This is a genomic window from Phormidium pseudopriestleyi FRX01, assembly GCF_017313335.1.
GTDB classification, from domain to species: domain Bacteria; phylum Cyanobacteriota; class Cyanobacteriia; order Cyanobacteriales; family Laspinemataceae; genus Laspinema; species Laspinema pseudopriestleyi.
This window is the reverse complement of record NZ_JAFLQW010000674.1, coordinates 1-14,740: the sequence shown is the minus strand read 5'-3', so window position 1 is coordinate 14,740 and position 14,740 is coordinate 1. Positions and strand designations below refer to the sequence as shown.

Genomic DNA, 14,740 nt, shown 5'->3' with positions numbered 1-14,740 from the left:
GATTTTCCTCCTGAATTATGCTATGATTTTAACCCAGGTTATCGAAATCATAGAAAAAGCGATCGCTGTCCTAATTATACTCAAAAAATCACCACCTGTAGGGGCGATTCGCGAATCGCCCGCCCATACATACAGGCGATTCGCGAATCGCCGCTACAACCTTTTGACCGAATGTAGGGACGATTCGGGAATCGCCCGCCCCTATGTGGCCGCTTGTTCCCAACATTCCAACGATTGACTCACGGCGATGCGCGGTAAGCGATGTTTGAAACCGCACAAAATCTCCCAGGAAATTGTTCCTAATTTATCGGCCCAATCGTCAGCAGTGATTTCATGCTGTCCATCTCGTCCTAACAAAGTGACGACTTCGCCAAGTTCCAAGTCGGGGATGTTACTCACATCTAACATCATCTGATCCATTGTAATCGACCCAATTTGTCTCACTTTTTGACCTCGGATCAAGACTTGCATTTGGTTGGAGAGGTTGCGGGGTACGCCGTCGGCATAGCCAATCCCGACTGCGGCGATTCTCATGTCGCAGTCGGCGATATAGCGATGACCGTAACTGACGCCGGTTCCGGCTGCGATCGCCTTAATGTGAGTCACCCTGGCCTTGACTTGGAGTGCCGGTTGTAATGTCAGGCGCGATCGCAAGTGTGGGGCCGGATATAATCCGTATATCCCTAATCCCACCCGCACCATATCATAATGCAACTGGCGATCGCTTAAAGTCGCCGCAGAATTGGCAAAGTGCAGGCGCGGTAAGGGAATGCCTGTTTCCTGAACTTGCCGAATCGCACATTGGAACCGCTGATGTTGTAGTTGCATTACCGTGGGGTCTTCACTATCCGCTGTGGCTAAATGGGAATAAATGCTAGATAATTCTAAATGAGGCAGGCGATCGACTAATTTCACGAACTCAGCCGCCTCTTGCCAGGGTGCGCCCAACCGCGACATCCCGGTATCAATTTTAACGTGCACCGGCACCGTCCAGGCATTGTCACTGAGGGTTTCGGAAAAGACAAACGCTTGTTTCGGGGTGCAGAGGGTCGGTTCTAACCGCCAACGCACCATTGCCCGCAATTGGTCCGGGGTGTAGGTTGCCCCTAAAACTTGCACTGGGGCGGTAATTCCTGCTTCCCGGAGTTCGATGCCTTCGGGAATGGTGGCGACTCCCAACCATTTCGCCCCGGCCTGTAATACCGTCTGGGCCACGGTGACGGCCCCATGTCCATAAGCATCAGCTTTGATGACTGCCATCAGGTCGGTTTTTGGGGATAACAAATGCTGGATTTGGCGGACATTCTCGGCGATCGCCTCGACATCCACCTCCACCCAGGCGCGATCGCATCGCATCGATGAAATACTCTGACTTTCCTCCCAACTCAGCATTTCTACGCACTCCTCAAGTCACTCACACCACAATTGAACTATAAATCGAACCCTGACCCCGGAGATTTCCCCAAAAGTTAAACCGAATTGAGATTTGCGATCGAGTATTTAGAATGAAAGCAGGGCAAGCGATCGATCGGGCAATCTGACATCGGGTGATTTTTGGCAAAATCCACAGAATGAAACATTAAGCCTTCCAGAAATCGGTTCTAGGCGCTTAATTTTTCTCAGTCCTCAACTGACCACTTCCCAGTCTCAACCCTCAATTCCAGAAGAGAAGGTGTCCAAACCCATGCCTCAACCGCCTAAATCCGTGAAACTCGCCTTTGCATCCTTCGGACTGCGGGGGCAAATCCTGCCCATCGTCGGGGCCACCCTGATGGGTTTATTGGGGGTCATCTATCTCTCTTCCTCTACCCTGTTGCTGGCTGGATTTGCCAAATTTGAGCAGCAGGATACCGCCCGCAATGTCAAACGGGCGGTGGATGTCTTATCCGATGAAATCGACAAATTGAGCTTTACAGCGAACGATTGGGCCGCCTGGGATGACACCTATGCCTTTATTGAAGATGAGAACCCGGACTATATCCAAACCAACCTCAATGATGCCACGATCGCCCGTTTGCGGTTGGATATGATGCTGTACATCCATCGCAGTGGGCGAATCGTTTTTGGGCAAAAATTTAATCCCACAACCGGGGAACGAGTCCCAGTGGAGGAAAATACCGAGGCGATCGCCTCCTTGCGCCAGTACCTGACCCCTAACAGTGTCCTCGTCAACCATCCAGACACCACCAGTCTGGTTGAAGGCATCCTGGAACTTCCGGAAGGCCCTATGGTGATTGTGTCCCGCCCCATTCTCACCGGAGAAGCGGAAGGACCCATTCGCGGGACACTGATTATGGGACGCTACCTCACTGCCGAGGAAATTAAGCGTCTCGGGGAACTCACCCAGTTATCCATCACAGTACAGGAATGGGAGTCCCCCGAACTTCCCCCAGATTTCCAAGAAATTCGGCAGAGTATTACCGAAGAGACGGATCAAGAACCGGCGTTAGTCCTGCCGGACCAAACTCCGATTTTTGTCAAAGCATGGGACTCTCAAACCATTGCTGGTTATACTTTAATTAAAGATATTTACAGCAATCCCGCCTTGTTGTTGCGGGTGGAACTTCCTCGTGAGATTTATCAACAAGGCAAACGAACGGCTAACTTTATCCTCTGGGTGGTGCTCGTGGTGGGAGTAGCATTTTTAGTGCTAACGTTGCTGCTGTTGGAAAAAATGGTGTTATCGCGACTCTCCCAGTTGAGTCAGAATGTCAATCACATTGGTAGCGATCGCAATTTGGCAGTTCGTCTTCCCGTCCAAGGAGTAGATGAACTCTCCCAACTGGCCACTCGCATTAATGAAATGTTAGATGCCTTAGACGATTCTCAGCAAGTGCGCCATGAAAATGAACAGCGATATCGCGCCGTCATCGAGCAAACATCAGAAAGTATCTTTCTGATTGACCCGACTACCCAACGGATTATCGAGTCTAATACCGCCTTTCAAAAGCTACTGGGTTATGACAGTGAGGAAATTCTCTCCCTGACTTTGGGAGATTTTATTGATCATGAATCCGAGAGTATTGCCTACAACATTGAACGCACCCTATCGGCCCAATCTTACCATCTCGGGGAACGGCGTTACCGTCGGAAAGATGGGTCTTTCGTGGAAGTGGAAGTCAGCGCAAACAAGATTTATTATGGGAAACGAACCGCACTCTCTGCCGTAGTTCGCGATATTACGGAACGCAAGCAAGTGGAACGAGAACTATACCAAGCTAAGGTGACGGCAGAATTAGCAAACAAATCTAAAAGCCAGTTTCTAGCCAATATGAGTCATGAATTGCGGACTCCTTTGAATGCGATTATTGGGTATAGTGAGATTTTGCAGGAAGAAGCAGAAGAACTAAAACCCGAGGAGTTAAATGCTGATTTAGGAAAGATTGAATCCGCTGGTAGACACTTGTTAGGACTGATTAACGATATCCTGGACTTGTCTAAAATTGAGGCGGGAAAAATGGAGTTATATTTAGAGTCGTTTCCAGTCCCCGTCACCATTCAAGAGATTGTTTTCACCGTGCAACCCTTGGTACAGAAAAATGGGAATCAGTTACAAGTGGACTGTGAACCTGAGATTGGGGAAATGTATGCTGATGTGACTAAAGTGCGTCAAATTTTATTCAACCTGTTAGGTAATGCTTGTAAGTTTACCCATCAGGGGACAATTTTTCTGCGGGTTTTTCAGAAAGAAGGGGAAATGATTATCTTTGAAGTGAGGGATACCGGGATTGGGATGACTCAGGAACAGATTGATAAGCTCTTTCAGCCGTTCACCCAAGCGGATACTTCCACTACGCGCAAATATGGGGGAACTGGGTTGGGATTGGCGATCTCCAAACAATTCTGTCAAATGATGGGGGGTGATATTACGGTTGATAGTGAACTCGGCAAGGGTTCAACCTTCACCATCCAGCTTCCCCTCCGCGTCAATCTCTTGAATCCCGAGTTGGTTCCTCTTTAAGCAACCGGGTTTAAGGGAAGTGTAATAAATATTTCTAACAATTAACCGACAATCCTTGTTAGGTTTGAGTCAACCTTTAATTTCTGGAGATGTCTATGACAAGTAAACCATCAAGGGGATTTATTCAAACCCAATCTGGAGAAAGATTCCTGATATGTGGATATATATAGCAGTTCTAAATCAGTCGTGTTAGGGATCCATCCTTGAATCTCTTGTAGTGCGTTCTATAAGCGTGCCGGAGGCATCACATCTTGCTCGCTAGTTTATTTACAAATCCTGCAAGGATTGCTATAGAGCAAAATTAAGTCTCGCATCGATCGCCAGGTTTTGTTACCCTAAGTTTGTAGGGAAACCTTCCGAGTCGGGTGAATATCTGGAATTGGGACCAGCATCTGGGCATCGGGGTCAGTTGTTGGAGGACATGGGAACATCACAGGGGTTGCCGTCCTCAAAACTCCCAGACTCTATCCTGGGTTCAAGGGTGCGATCGCCTGCTTGCTGCTGTTATATCGGGTGCTATCTGGATCCTCCTAAATTGTTCTGAACACAATGGATAAATCGATGCTAAATGGATTCACTTCTATGTTCAATCTGCTCAACGCTCGTTTATCGCGTCGCATTGCTTTATGGGTATTTATTAGCATTGTTGTGGTGGAAGCCCTGATTTTACTCCCCTCTGCCTATCGCCGTGAAAATGAACTGATTCAACATTTAGAAGATGTTGGAGTCGCCACAATTTCACCCTTGCTGCGGTTATGTGGAACCCAGATTACTGCTCCCAAAATTAAAGAAGTCGCACAACAGTTAATGTTAAAATCTCGGGTAGCTGGCGGTCACATTTATACCCATGATGGAGAGGCGATCGGCTCGTTTGGCGAAGCCACAGAATTGAACTTTAATACTGTCATGAATGCTCCTTCTGTGCGCTTGAGCACTCTCGATGGCAACCGCTATGAAATGGCGATGTGGACCGAAACCCAGGGGAATCGCTATCTGGTCATCATGCGCCTTGATTCTTCTCAAATCAAAGTGGAACTTAAAGCCTTTATCATCCGGATTTTTGGCTTAGTAATTCTGATTTGTATCTTTGTAACCCTCGCGACTTTAGCCGCCCTAGCACCAGCGGTAATCGTTCCCATTTTAAAACTCAGAAAGGCATTAATTGCCGTAGGAGAATCACCGGGAAAAGTGAATGGAGATTTGGATTGTCTGGCCCTCGCCAAGAATCGTCGAGATGAATTAGGCGATGTGCTGATTGATTTCAACCGGATGAATCACCAAATCAATCGATATTTTCAGGAAATCCAAGAGAGCAAAAAAGAACTAGAGAATTTAGTAGACGAGGTAGGAATTGCCCGAGACCAATCGGAGAAACTTCTCCTAAATATTTTACCTCATACCATCGCACAACAATTGAAACAGGGGGTTTATCCCATTGCTGAAAGTTTTCCCAATGCTACCGTTTTGTTTGCCGATTTGGTGGGGTTTACTCAGCTTTCCACCGAAGTGCCAGCGGTAGAATTGGTGGAGTTACTCAATAAAATATTTTCCATCTTTGACCGACTTGCCGAACAGTATGGGGTGGAAAAAATTAAGACCATTGGCGATGCTTATATGGTGGTGGGAGGACTTCCCCAACCGCATCCGGATTGTGCCAAGGCGATCGCGGAAATGGCCCTGGATATGCAGCGAGAGGTGCGCCAACTCGCCGCAGAAACAGGAACCCCCCTCAGCATCCGCATCGGCATCAACAATGGTCCCGTCGTCGCTGGGGTGATTGGCATCAAAAAATTTATTTACGATTTGTGGGGGGATGCGGTCAATACGGCTTCCCGTATGGAATCTCACGGCATTCCCGGACAAATTCAAGTCTCCGAGGTGACCTATTTCCTCCTGCGCGATCGCTTCCAATTTGAGTCTCGCGGCACAATCAACGTCAAAGGCAAGGGAATGATGAAAACCTATCTCCTCCTAGGGTTGAAGGAGGAACCCACTGAGGAGTTCAAAGTAACCGCCTCATCTTCAACGGGATTAGCAGACCCCGCCTCCAGTTCTCAAGGCCATTGATTTTTCCAAAAAACATCTAGGAATTTTACACAGTCTGTTCAAGCTGTGCTAACATCTGTAAAATCTTCTTTTTAATAGAGACGCAATGGGCAAGGTTCTAGTCCTTAACGCCTCCTACGAACCGCTCAACATTACGAGCTGGAGGAGGGCCATCGTGCTATTGCTGAAGGGGAAAGCCGAACAGGTCGAACACAACGGGAAGTTTATCTATTCCGATGTTCCCCTGCCTACGGTGATTCGGCTTCGGCATTATGTCCGCATTCCGTATCATGAAATTCCTTTTACCCGGAGAAACATCCTACACCGTGACAGCCATTGTTGTCAATACTGTGGTTATTCTGGGGATGAATTGACCTTAGATCATGTGATGCCGCGATCGCGTGGGGGTCCCGACAGTTGGGAAAACCTCGTATCCGCCTGTGTCCGCTGCAATGTCAAAAAAGGAAACCGCACTCCGGAGGAAAGTAAAATGCCCCTAACCAGAATACCCCGCCGACCCTACAGCAGCCTTTATTTTGAGGTGAGTAAGCATCTCAAAAGCGGGCTACATCAAGAGTGGCAAAAATATGTAATTGGTGCTTAAAACCCCTTGTAGTTGGTTCAACTATGAGGGGGTTTTGCCAAGAGTTCCTGACCTATGCGATCGCCTACGGCACTGGAAGCGCTATCGTAGAGTTATTCTATCAATGCAGGCAATAACCTCAAAACGGTTACTCGTCTGCGATCGCGTTTTCAGTGGATGCACCGACTTAAGGGGAAAATTAGTGGAGGAATCGAACACCGAACTCGCGCAAATAGCCGTTCGGGACGAAGCATTACCAATCGTTTCTTGCGATAGTAAGCAATGGCTAGATCCCGGAAGCGCAACGAAAGCCGAAGCACTGCGGCAGGTTTTGCAGCAGCATAGCGGCGATCGGCACTTGGTAGTTCTCCAAGACTTCCCGGACCCCGATGCCATGTCTTCGGCCTGGGCTTACAAATTAATTGCTCTCCAGTATGATATTGAATGCGATATTGTCTATGCTGGAGCACTCAGTCACCAGGAAAATATTGCCCTGGTAAAACTAACGGGATTGCCGGTGCAGCGCTTGCCCCTAGAACTGGCCAAATCCAAGGATTGGTCTATCTACAATGGCTGCGTATTAATTGACAATCAGGGAACGACTTCTCAGCTATTTTCCCTGTTAAAAACTGCTGAAATCCCCCTGATTGTGGCGATTGATCATCATACGATTCAGGATGAATTAAGCGCCGAATTTCTGGATATTCGTCCTCATATTCGAGCCACTGCTACCATTTTTACCCAATATTTGATGGCAGAATTGCTGCGCCTGGATATCAATGTCAGCGATCATGTCAAATGTGCCACGGCGTTAATGCATGGGTTGCGATCGGATACGAACCAACTGCGCCAAGCCCGAGAAGATGATTTCATGGCAGCAGCTTATTTAAGCCGATTTTATGATAGCCAGTTGATTAGTTCAGTCTTGCAAGCCTCTCGATCTAAACGGGTGATGGATGTCATCGAGCGATCGCTGAAAAATAGAATCATTCAGAATAATTTCTCCATTGCTGGCGTCGGATACCTGCGTTACGATGACCGCGATGCCATCCCCCAAGCCGCAGATTTTTTAGTCACTGAAGAAAACGTTCATACCGCCGTTGTTTATGGCATCGTTCACGACGAAGACGAGGATATCGAATTAGTCACAGGTTCTTTAAGAACCAATAAATTGACCTTAGACCCGGATGAATTTATTAAAGAAGCCTTTGGGAAAGATGCTCAAGGTCGCTTTTTTGGTGGAGGGCGATCGCAAGCTGGCGGATTTGAAATTCCAATGGGATTCCTCTCCGGCAGCAACGATAGTAAAGATTTTGCCCGCATGAAATGGGAAGTCTTTGACCTCCAAATCAAACAAAAACTGCTCAAATTAGTCAGTCCAAAAGATGATTTAATTCATAGCACGAATTAAACTCTTGTTTTGGGTAGCGAGCAAGAGAACCCGCACCCTAAAGGGTGGGGCTATACGGACGAAGCCCGCACTTCGACGGGACTCAGCACAGGCCTGCGCGGGCTAAATACAGAAACTCGCAGGCTGTAGCAAGAAATTGACTTTAAACTACCGGATTTGGTATTAGATACCTCACCCTGCATCCCATGAGAAAACCCATCATCGGCATCATGGGTCCCGGTTCTAATGCCACAGAACCCGACCTAAATAACGCCTATCAACTCGGAAAACTCATCGCTGAACAGGGGTGGATTTTGTTAACGGGAGGCAGAAAAGCCGGAGTCATGGATGCCGCCAGTCAAGGAGCAAAATCCGCCAATGGATTAACCCTCGGGATTCTCCCCGGGGAAGATAAAACCGGCATATCTGAAGCCATTGATATCGCCATCCTCACCGGCATGGGTAGCGCCCGAAATAATATTAATGTCCTCACCAGCGATGTCATTATTTCCTGTGGAATGGGTAGCGGAACCGCTTCAGAAATTGCTTTAGCATTGAAGGCAGAGAAAACAGTTATCTTATTAAATGATAGCCGAGAAAGTCATCAGTTTTTTAGCAGTTTATCCCCGGATCATGTGATAATTGTGGAGAGTCCGGAGGAGGCAATAGTCCGAGTTCGAGACATTTTATCGCGTCAAGACTGCTAAACTAGAGAAAAATTTAGCAACTGCCATTACGAACCATGAAACGAGAAGAAGTCCTGGCGATCGTTGCCCAACATCAAGAAGAATTAAAAGCGATGGGAGTCAAATCCCTTGCCTTATTTGGTTCCGTTGCGCGAGACGAAGCAACCGCCGATAGCGATGTAGATTTTTTAGTAGAATTTGACCGTCCCATTGGACTGTTTGATTTTAGTCGAGTGCGACTGTACTTAGAAGATATTTTAGGCTGTTCTGTGGACATGGGAACGCCAGACTCCCTGAAAGAATATTTGCGCGATCGCGTGTTGGGGGAGAAAATTCATGCCTTGTAGAGAATGGTTAGAGCGAATTCGGGATATTTTAGCTGCGATCGCTCGGATCCAACGGCGCACAACAAACATAACTTTTGAAGCATTTGCAGCTAACGATACCATTGTCAATGCTTGCCTGTACGATTTTATTATTATCGGTGAAGCAGCCATCAACATTCCCCCGGAAGTTCAAAATTGATATCCACAAGTCTCTTGGCGACTCATGGGAGATATGAGAAATGTTATCGCCCATGAATATTTTAAAGTAAAACTGGATATTGTGTGGAATACCATTCAAAACTATTTGTCACCTCTCATCGGGGACTTAGAAGAAATATTAGACCGAGAAACGAGCAATGAATCTTAAAAATCCTCTGTTTCTGAAATGGGAGCAAACTCGTTAAACTGAGACAGTTTATCTGCGGTGGCAAAAAAACGTTCGATGCGCTCTTGTTGGGAGAGAGATTCCTGGGATTTTTCTAAAGATTTACGATTAATGACGATGACATCTTCATTCCACGCTATCCATAACTCCGGGGTGTTTTTCAGACTTTCTTTAAGTTCATCGGGTAACACTAACGTACCATCCTCTAAAATTACGATTTTTTGCGATCGCATGGCATTCCTCCAGGTTGGGGTCTATCTCCATTGTATTCCAGGTCAATCCATCTGTTACATTGCTCCTTTATGCCTTGACTAATGGCAGAATTCATTTCTTCGATGGCTTGGGGAGTTCCTTGATATTTCAGACAACCGGCTACTTCACTTAGAGTTATTCGAGAAAAAGGCTTTTTCGGCTTAATCAGAACTCCCTCCCCCGTGTCTATCAGTATTAATTCTTGGCCTGCTTCCCAGCCGTAAGCCTTCCGCATGGCTTGAGGAATGCTGACTTGTCCTTGTTCTGATACTTTGGCAATTTCCATAGGCGTTTAAAAGTTAAGAGTTTTCTCTAGGATAGTTGAGGGTGTTCTCTAGAGCAAGCGGCGGTGGTTGAGATTAACCGCCACTTGAGAGGAGTAATAGAGGGAACTTTAACCGATCGCATCCAAATCAATCCCCAACGCCGCCAGTTGTTCGGGAGAGAGCGATCGCAGTTTCTCCTGCAACTCTTGCCGCTTTTGCCGTTCCTGTTGCGCTTCTTCTTGACCGATAAGCAATAAATTTCCCTCCAAATCCCACCAGCGCAACCATTTTTGTGTTTGATTTTGATAGGTTCCTTCCCAAACTCCCAACTCCACTTCCATCAGCGGAATCGGATAATGGCCGCGCTCGTTTGGAGTCATCTGCTGATAGAATCCATCCACGTGATGATACACCTCCAAACTGCTATCTCGGATCGAAAAAATCCCATAATAAGGGGCCCGAATAATCTGCTCGTACACCCAAAACTTGCCGGGTTTTGTCACCTCTCCCTCGTCACTCCGATATAAGGGAGTTCTGTCGCGTTCCTCACTGCCATCGCCGGAAGCAAATTCTAACAGAATTCTCGGCGCAATATGTTCTCGCCAAATCACATAAGAACGCCGATACTGTCCCTGGAATTTTGGAGGCACATTGCTGACGTAAAACCAATCGGGAGCCTCTGCCCCCTTTTCCATGGGTTCGGTTTCGCGCCAATAAATCCCGCAATCTTGACCGATGCAATAATATCCATCGGGATGCAGGCGTTGTCAGGTGGAAGTTAGGGAGTCCGTAAGCAGTAAACTTTGGTAATGAGCTTGAAAATTATTGACAAACGTACCATCAGATTCGGGTAATTGGGTGTGGTCTGGGAAAAATGGTGGTAAATCGGTTTGGGTTACGGTTTCTGTCATAATACTTTCTCATAAATTGGGGGTAATTGTAATTATAACTCAGACGGTTTTAGGAATCGGACAATTAGCAGTCAATGATGTCACTCCCTTGAAATTTGCGCTATTCTGTATCTTGTTCGTAATGCTCGACCATTACCTCAGTTTGTGCTGCCAAAATGCGGCGACGTTCCTCTAAAGGCAATTGCATAAAAGCACATCGATCGCTTAACGATAGGAGTTTCGCTTCTTCGGTAACGGGATTGGGTAAAATTACAGAATATTCCACCCTTTGAGGATTGGTAACTCCCTGGGAAGCATTCAGGATTTCTAGTCTGACTAAATTTCCGTTTTTGTCATAATCAAGAATCCGGTCGGGTTTTTCGCGCTCTCTTTTTTCTACCGGACTTTCTTGAAAATAGATATTCAACACATCGGTTTCGGGATTGTAACTAATTTTCATGGTTCTCCCCCTGAAAGTTTGGGTGATATTTTACTCGGGTTTGGGAACCCGAACTACCGATCGCGATCGCTGTAGGTTTAACCCTCTCTTTCCTGCGATCGCCCAATGCTGCCAACGGTTTGGCGTGACTTTCCTCTATTCTATCCCCCAGGGTTGTCAAAAGCGATCGCTGACAAGGAAGGCACAGGACAAAGTTGGATAAAGGCGATCGCCCCGGCAAAACTGCGATCGCCTTTATCCAATTTTCACTCTCGTTCAGCCGAAACCGTCTATGAATTAGACTGTCCTTGTGCCACCTGCCGAACGATTTCCACATCCAAACCTAACGCTATGGCAATTTCTTCCACACTTAAACCGATCGCCAACAACCCCGGTACGGATTCTAACTTGCCTTCGCGTTTCCCTTCTTCCTTGCCTTCCTCCTTCCCTTCTAACTTACCTTCCTCTTTCGCTTGTTGATAAAATCTCGTCTGTTTTAAATCCTCTAATCCAAACATCGCCTCTAACTCCTCCCGCGTTAACTCGGTAAACTTGTACAGGATGACGGTTTCTATTAATTCTATAACTTTTAGCTGGAATGCGGCATCGTCGAGTTCCTGCTTTGCCTGCTGTAGCAGTTGGTTCGTTTGAGCGATCGCCTTGTCTCTACTTCCCACAATCAATTCTACCATTCCCAAACCCAGTGAGGGTTCTGCTGGCATCTCTAATTCATCCAAGTACACCACCTTGACTTGGTTGCTCATCACCAACCCCCGATACTGGTTTGGCAATCCGGGATCCAAACTGCGCGTCGCAAACACCGCTACTGCACACCAATCATTATTCGGTTTGTATTGTCCCAGATAAACGAAAATTTCGGTAAAAAACCGCCAATAAAAGTCTGACTTAAACTGAAACTGGACTTCGACAAAGTAGATGAGCAGAGCGGTTTCTTTTTCTTTGGGCAAAAATAGGCCGTCAAAGCGGCGAGCGAGTTCTTTGATTTCCCGTGAAGAAAACTGATAAGCGGTTGCCTGTTCGGGAGTCTCACCCATAACTTCAAACAGTAATTGGGGGAAGGTCTGAAAGAGTTTGTAAAATAGGGTATCTGTTCTCATTCTTTTCTCAGTGTTTCTTCTATTAAATTATATTAAAGTTTTTCCGAGCCAGCAAATTAAGTAAACTATAGCGAGTCTAAATCATTTAGGGTCGCCATATAAAGACGATCGCCCCTGCAAAACAGTGATCGGCACCTCTACGTTCATGGAGCCAGACCCTTTAGGGTCCAAGTCAACATCACTGGCATCGGTAGGGTCCGAAATAATATTAATATCCTACATCAAGAAAGACTAACTCTGAAAATTTTTAGAAGGGCGATCGTCCGCTTCAATCCGCCGCTGAATTGCCTCTTCAGAAATTCGGATAGTTTCTTCAGTTAAAGGTGCAGGATACCAGGTTGCCTCCGCATCAGGACTCCGACGATTCACTAAAGCCTCTAATGCTTCTAAATCGTCTCGATTGGACAATAAATAGGCTTTTAATTGCTCTCGGGACATCAGTTCAAATTTCGGATTCATCAATAAACCTCCATTCTCCACTCGACGTAACAATCACTTCTAAATCATCTCTGGCTAAAATGTAAATATATCCCTTTTTCGGGTTATACCGAAATAAATGGATATCCCTGAAGCCAGAGGAACTGCGCGATCGCATTCTAGGGAAAAAACTTCATGCCTTTTAGAGAATACCTGGACCCCATGCTGAATCATTGAGTTGCGATCGCCTCCCCACTTCATCCTGCCAACAGCCAACTACTCCACAACCTTCGTAATTTACACCCTTTAACTACACAGATAGATGAAAATGATTTAACATAGGTATCAGCCTAAAAAAATACAATGACCAATCGTTGATTCAGGAGCCATTCCGATGAACAAACCCTTGGGAAAACAATTGGGTTTTGATGAAGTTTTGGATGTGGTAGAAACTTTATCCGCCTCAGACCAAGAAATGTTAATTGACCTGTTGAAAAAGCGTCTGACTCAGAAACGTAGAGAGGAAATTGCGGCGAATATTGTGGAAGCAACAGAGGAATACAAATCGGGCAAAGCGCGACGGCTAACCGTTGACGAATTCATGGCAGAGTTGGAAGAGTCATGAATCTAGTTTTCGCCTCTAGCTTTACCCGGAGTATGAGAAGCCTAATCAAGAAAAATCCTCAACTTAAACCGAGGATTGAGGAACGATTAAAGCTGCTAGAGTCTGAACCGTTTAATCCCCTATTGCGAACGCATAAATTAAAGGGAGAACTTGCAGGCGCATGGTCTTGTAGCATCGAATACGATTGTCGAATTGTGTTTAATTTTATTTGCAATGAATCAACGGGAGAAGAGGAAATATTACTCATTGATATTGGAACTCACGATGAAGTGTACTAACGTGGATCTTTAATAAGCAGCCTATTGATGTCTGAATGCATGACTTTGTAGGCCCGAATTTTGGTCAAGTGATTTCTTGAAAGCCTGCTCAACCCGATTTAGATAGTTTGCTAAAACTTCATGCAACATCTTGTAATCGCGTCTCTAACTCCAACCGCAAGCCTAAAAAATGACGATAATCATTGGCCCACTCCACCCAATGTTCCTCATCGGAAAATTGTCCCTTTGAGTAGCGATTAAAAAACTCCTTTGTGTCCATACTGTACTGATTTTCATACAAGCTCAGACGCTTTGTCACGGCAATCAGTGCATCCAACGGTGAAGTGTAAACAACTTGCTGTTTCCGCATTTTGAACCTCCAGAGCTTAACTCACATACCCTAATTTGTTTACAACATCTCTCAATAAATTCCCAGATAAATTGGATAAAATGGGTGCGCCTAGTCCAAATACTTCCGTACAATTTCTACTATTTTTTCTGACGCATGGCCGTCGCCAAAGGGATTGACTGCGGTTGCCATTTTTTGATAGGAATCCTTGTCCTTTAACAAGGCACTGGCGGCTGTGAAAATCTCCAGGGAATCGGTGCCGACTAATTTGGCGGTACCGGCGGCGATCGCCTCGGGTCGTTCCGTGGTTTCTCTTAACACCAAAACAGGTTTCCCTAATGCCGGTGCTTCCTCTTGCAATCCACCAGAATCCGTTAATAACAAATAACATCGTTGCATAGCTCCCACTAATTCAGCATAATCTAACGGTTCCGTTAAAAACACCCGAGGATGATTGCCTAACATGGCTTGTAACGGTTCCCGGACCGTGGGATTTTTATGCAAGGGTAACAGTAAGGCAGTATCGGGAAATTCATCCAAAGTTTTGAGAAATCCTTGGGCAATTCCGGTTAGGGGTTCGCCCCAATTTTCGCGGCGGTGAACTGTGGCGAGTAAGACACGATACTGTTGCCAATCTAATCCGGGGATGGGACAGTCGGGATGGCGCGAGGCGACCGAAACTAAGGCATCAATGACGGTATTTCCGGTGAGGTAAATGTCTCCTGTGACGCCCGATCGCTCTAAATTTTC

18 protein-coding genes and 2 pseudogenes are annotated in these 14,740 nt (G+C 46.3%); 9 read left to right on the top strand and 11 right to left on the bottom strand.

Going from position 1 to position 14,740, the window contains the following annotated elements; genetic code table 11:
- Positions 1-201: 201 nt before the first annotated feature.
- A complete protein-coding gene (gene alr / locus J0895_RS25315; protein WP_207090746.1) occupies positions 202-1,392 on the bottom strand; it encodes an alanine racemase in 1,191 nt (396 codons plus the stop codon).
- 280 nt (positions 1,393-1,672) lie between these two features.
- Here alr and J0895_RS25310 point away from each other — a divergent pair, with 280 nt between their 5' ends.
- The 7 genes and pseudogenes from J0895_RS25310 to J0895_RS25280 all read left to right on the top strand — a co-directional run bounded on the left by J0895_RS25310 (position 1,673) and on the right by J0895_RS25280 (position 9,359).
- Positions 1,673-3,961, top strand: coding sequence for a sensor histidine kinase (locus tag J0895_RS25310; protein WP_340643586.1), 2,289 nt, complete (start codon positions 1,673-1,675; stop codon positions 3,959-3,961).
- Between the two features lie 561 nt (positions 3,962-4,522).
- Complete coding sequence (locus J0895_RS25305) at positions 4,523-6,028, top strand: adenylate/guanylate cyclase domain-containing protein (RefSeq protein WP_207090745.1); 1,506 nt, start codon at positions 4,523-4,525, stop codon at positions 6,026-6,028.
- A gap of 85 nt (positions 6,029-6,113) precedes the next feature.
- On the top strand, positions 6,114-6,611 hold the full coding sequence (locus tag J0895_RS25300; RefSeq protein WP_207090744.1) for an HNH endonuclease: 498 nt from the start codon (positions 6,114-6,116) through the stop codon (positions 6,609-6,611).
- A 181-nt stretch (positions 6,612-6,792) separates the two neighbouring features.
- On the top strand, positions 6,793-8,001 hold the full coding sequence (locus J0895_RS25295; RefSeq protein WP_207090747.1) for a DHH family phosphoesterase: 1,209 nt from the start codon (positions 6,793-6,795) through the stop codon (positions 7,999-8,001).
- Positions 8,002-8,186: 185 nt separating this feature from the next.
- Positions 8,187-8,687, top strand: a complete 501-nt coding sequence (locus J0895_RS25290; protein ID WP_207090743.1) for a TIGR00725 family protein — start codon at positions 8,187-8,189, stop codon at positions 8,685-8,687.
- Between the two features lie 35 nt (positions 8,688-8,722).
- Positions 8,723-9,013: a nucleotidyltransferase family protein gene (locus J0895_RS25285; RefSeq protein WP_207090742.1), complete on the top strand. Its 291-nt coding sequence runs from the start codon at positions 8,723-8,725 to the stop codon at positions 9,011-9,013.
- Positions 9,003-9,359, top strand: a pseudogene (locus J0895_RS25280) (HepT-like ribonuclease domain-containing protein). Before J0895_RS25285 ends, J0895_RS25280 begins: the two are co-directional and overlap by 11 nt.
- Here the strand turns inward: J0895_RS25280 and J0895_RS25275 are convergent.
- From J0895_RS25275 to J0895_RS27070, 8 genes and pseudogenes are all read right to left on the bottom strand, one after another.
- A complete protein-coding gene (locus tag J0895_RS25275) occupies positions 9,356-9,610 on the bottom strand; it encodes a hypothetical protein (RefSeq protein ID WP_207090741.1) in 255 nt (84 codons plus the stop codon). The pseudogene J0895_RS25280 and the gene J0895_RS25275 sit on opposite strands and share 4 nt — an antisense overlap.
- A complete protein-coding gene (locus tag J0895_RS25270; RefSeq protein ID WP_242541585.1) occupies positions 9,589-9,915 on the bottom strand; it encodes an AbrB/MazE/SpoVT family DNA-binding domain-containing protein in 327 nt (108 codons plus the stop codon). The genes J0895_RS25275 and J0895_RS25270 overlap by 22 nt, the downstream gene beginning before the upstream one ends.
- Positions 9,916-10,023: 108 nt before the next feature.
- Positions 10,024-10,806 (bottom strand): annotated as a pseudogene (locus tag J0895_RS25265) (Uma2 family endonuclease).
- 100 nt (positions 10,807-10,906) lie between these two features.
- Entirely contained in the window at positions 10,907-11,245 is a 339-nt protein-coding gene (locus J0895_RS25260) for a DUF2283 domain-containing protein (protein ID WP_207090740.1), read from the bottom strand.
- Complete coding sequence (locus J0895_RS25255; RefSeq protein ID WP_207090739.1) at positions 11,235-11,561, bottom strand: hypothetical protein; 327 nt, start codon at positions 11,559-11,561, stop codon at positions 11,235-11,237. The genes J0895_RS25260 and J0895_RS25255 overlap by 11 nt, the downstream gene beginning before the upstream one ends.
- Entirely contained in the window at positions 11,515-12,342 is an 828-nt protein-coding gene (locus tag J0895_RS25250) for an Rpn family recombination-promoting nuclease/putative transposase (protein ID WP_207090738.1), read from the bottom strand. The genes J0895_RS25255 and J0895_RS25250 overlap by 47 nt, the downstream gene beginning before the upstream one ends.
- 231 nt (positions 12,343-12,573) lie before the next feature.
- Positions 12,574-12,801: a DUF6887 family protein gene (locus J0895_RS25245; RefSeq protein ID WP_207090737.1), complete on the bottom strand. Its 228-nt coding sequence runs from the start codon at positions 12,799-12,801 to the stop codon at positions 12,574-12,576.
- Positions 12,785-12,937 (bottom strand): DUF6888 family protein, encoded by a 153-nt coding sequence (locus J0895_RS27070; protein WP_422894354.1) that lies wholly within the window; start codon positions 12,935-12,937, stop codon positions 12,785-12,787. The genes J0895_RS25245 and J0895_RS27070 overlap by 17 nt, the downstream gene beginning before the upstream one ends.
- A gap of 216 nt (positions 12,938-13,153) precedes the next feature.
- Between J0895_RS27070 and J0895_RS25240 the strand changes: the two genes are divergently transcribed.
- Together J0895_RS25240 and J0895_RS25235 are read left to right on the top strand one after the other, a co-directional pair.
- Complete coding sequence (locus tag J0895_RS25240) at positions 13,154-13,384, top strand: hypothetical protein (RefSeq protein WP_207090736.1); 231 nt, start codon at positions 13,154-13,156, stop codon at positions 13,382-13,384.
- The gene (locus tag J0895_RS25235; RefSeq protein WP_207090735.1) at positions 13,381-13,662 is read left to right on the top strand and encodes a type II toxin-antitoxin system RelE/ParE family toxin; all 282 of its coding nucleotides are present in this window, start codon (positions 13,381-13,383) and stop codon (positions 13,660-13,662) included. The genes J0895_RS25240 and J0895_RS25235 overlap by 4 nt, the downstream gene beginning before the upstream one ends.
- 118 nt (positions 13,663-13,780) lie before the next feature.
- Here J0895_RS25235 and tumA read toward each other — a convergent pair whose 3' ends face one another.
- Complete coding sequence (tumA, locus tag J0895_RS25230) at positions 13,781-14,011, bottom strand: antitoxin TumA (RefSeq protein ID WP_207090734.1); 231 nt, start codon at positions 14,009-14,011, stop codon at positions 13,781-13,783.
- A gap of 90 nt (positions 14,012-14,101) precedes the next feature.
- Positions 14,102-14,740: non-hydrolyzing UDP-N-acetylglucosamine 2-epimerase (gene wecB, locus J0895_RS25225; RefSeq protein WP_207090733.1), on the bottom strand; the 639-nt coding region annotated here is incomplete at its 5' end.

Excerpts from the sequence above, each read along its gene's own strand:
- alr (WP_207090746.1), bottom strand. The coding sequence starts at position 1,392 with ATGCTGAGTTGGGAGGAAAGTCAGAGTATTTCATCGATGCGATGCGAT.
- J0895_RS25305 (WP_207090745.1), top strand. The coding sequence starts at position 4,523 with ATGCTAAATGGATTCACTTCTATGTTCAATCTGCTCAACGCTCGTTTA.
- J0895_RS25300 (WP_207090744.1), top strand. The coding sequence starts at position 6,114 with ATGGGCAAGGTTCTAGTCCTTAACGCCTCCTACGAACCGCTCAACATT.
- J0895_RS25290 (WP_207090743.1), top strand. The coding sequence starts at position 8,187 with ATGAGAAAACCCATCATCGGCATCATGGGTCCCGGTTCTAATGCCACA.
- J0895_RS25285 (WP_207090742.1), top strand. The coding sequence starts at position 8,723 with ATGAAACGAGAAGAAGTCCTGGCGATCGTTGCCCAACATCAAGAAGAA.
- J0895_RS25275 (WP_207090741.1), bottom strand. The coding sequence starts at position 9,610 with ATGCGATCGCAAAAAATCGTAATTTTAGAGGATGGTACGTTAGTGTTA.
- J0895_RS25270 (WP_242541585.1), bottom strand. The coding sequence starts at position 9,915 with ATGGAAATTGCCAAAGTATCAGAACAAGGACAAGTCAGCATTCCTCAA.
- J0895_RS25260 (WP_207090740.1), bottom strand. The coding sequence starts at position 11,245 with ATGAAAATTAGTTACAATCCCGAAACCGATGTGTTGAATATCTATTTT.
- J0895_RS25255 (WP_207090739.1), bottom strand. The coding sequence starts at position 11,561 with ATGTGGAAATCGTTCGGCAGGTGGCACAAGGACAGTCTAATTCATAGA.
- J0895_RS25250 (WP_207090738.1), bottom strand. The coding sequence starts at position 12,342 with ATGAGAACAGATACCCTATTTTACAAACTCTTTCAGACCTTCCCCCAA.
- J0895_RS25245 (WP_207090737.1), bottom strand. The coding sequence starts at position 12,801 with ATGAATCCGAAATTTGAACTGATGTCCCGAGAGCAATTAAAAGCCTAT.
- J0895_RS27070 (WP_422894354.1), bottom strand. The coding sequence starts at position 12,937 with ATGCGATCGCGCAGTTCCTCTGGCTTCAGGGATATCCATTTATTTCGG.
- J0895_RS25240 (WP_207090736.1), top strand. The coding sequence starts at position 13,154 with ATGAACAAACCCTTGGGAAAACAATTGGGTTTTGATGAAGTTTTGGAT.
- J0895_RS25235 (WP_207090735.1), top strand. The coding sequence starts at position 13,381 with ATGAATCTAGTTTTCGCCTCTAGCTTTACCCGGAGTATGAGAAGCCTA.
- tumA (WP_207090734.1), bottom strand. The coding sequence starts at position 14,011 with ATGCGGAAACAGCAAGTTGTTTACACTTCACCGTTGGATGCACTGATT.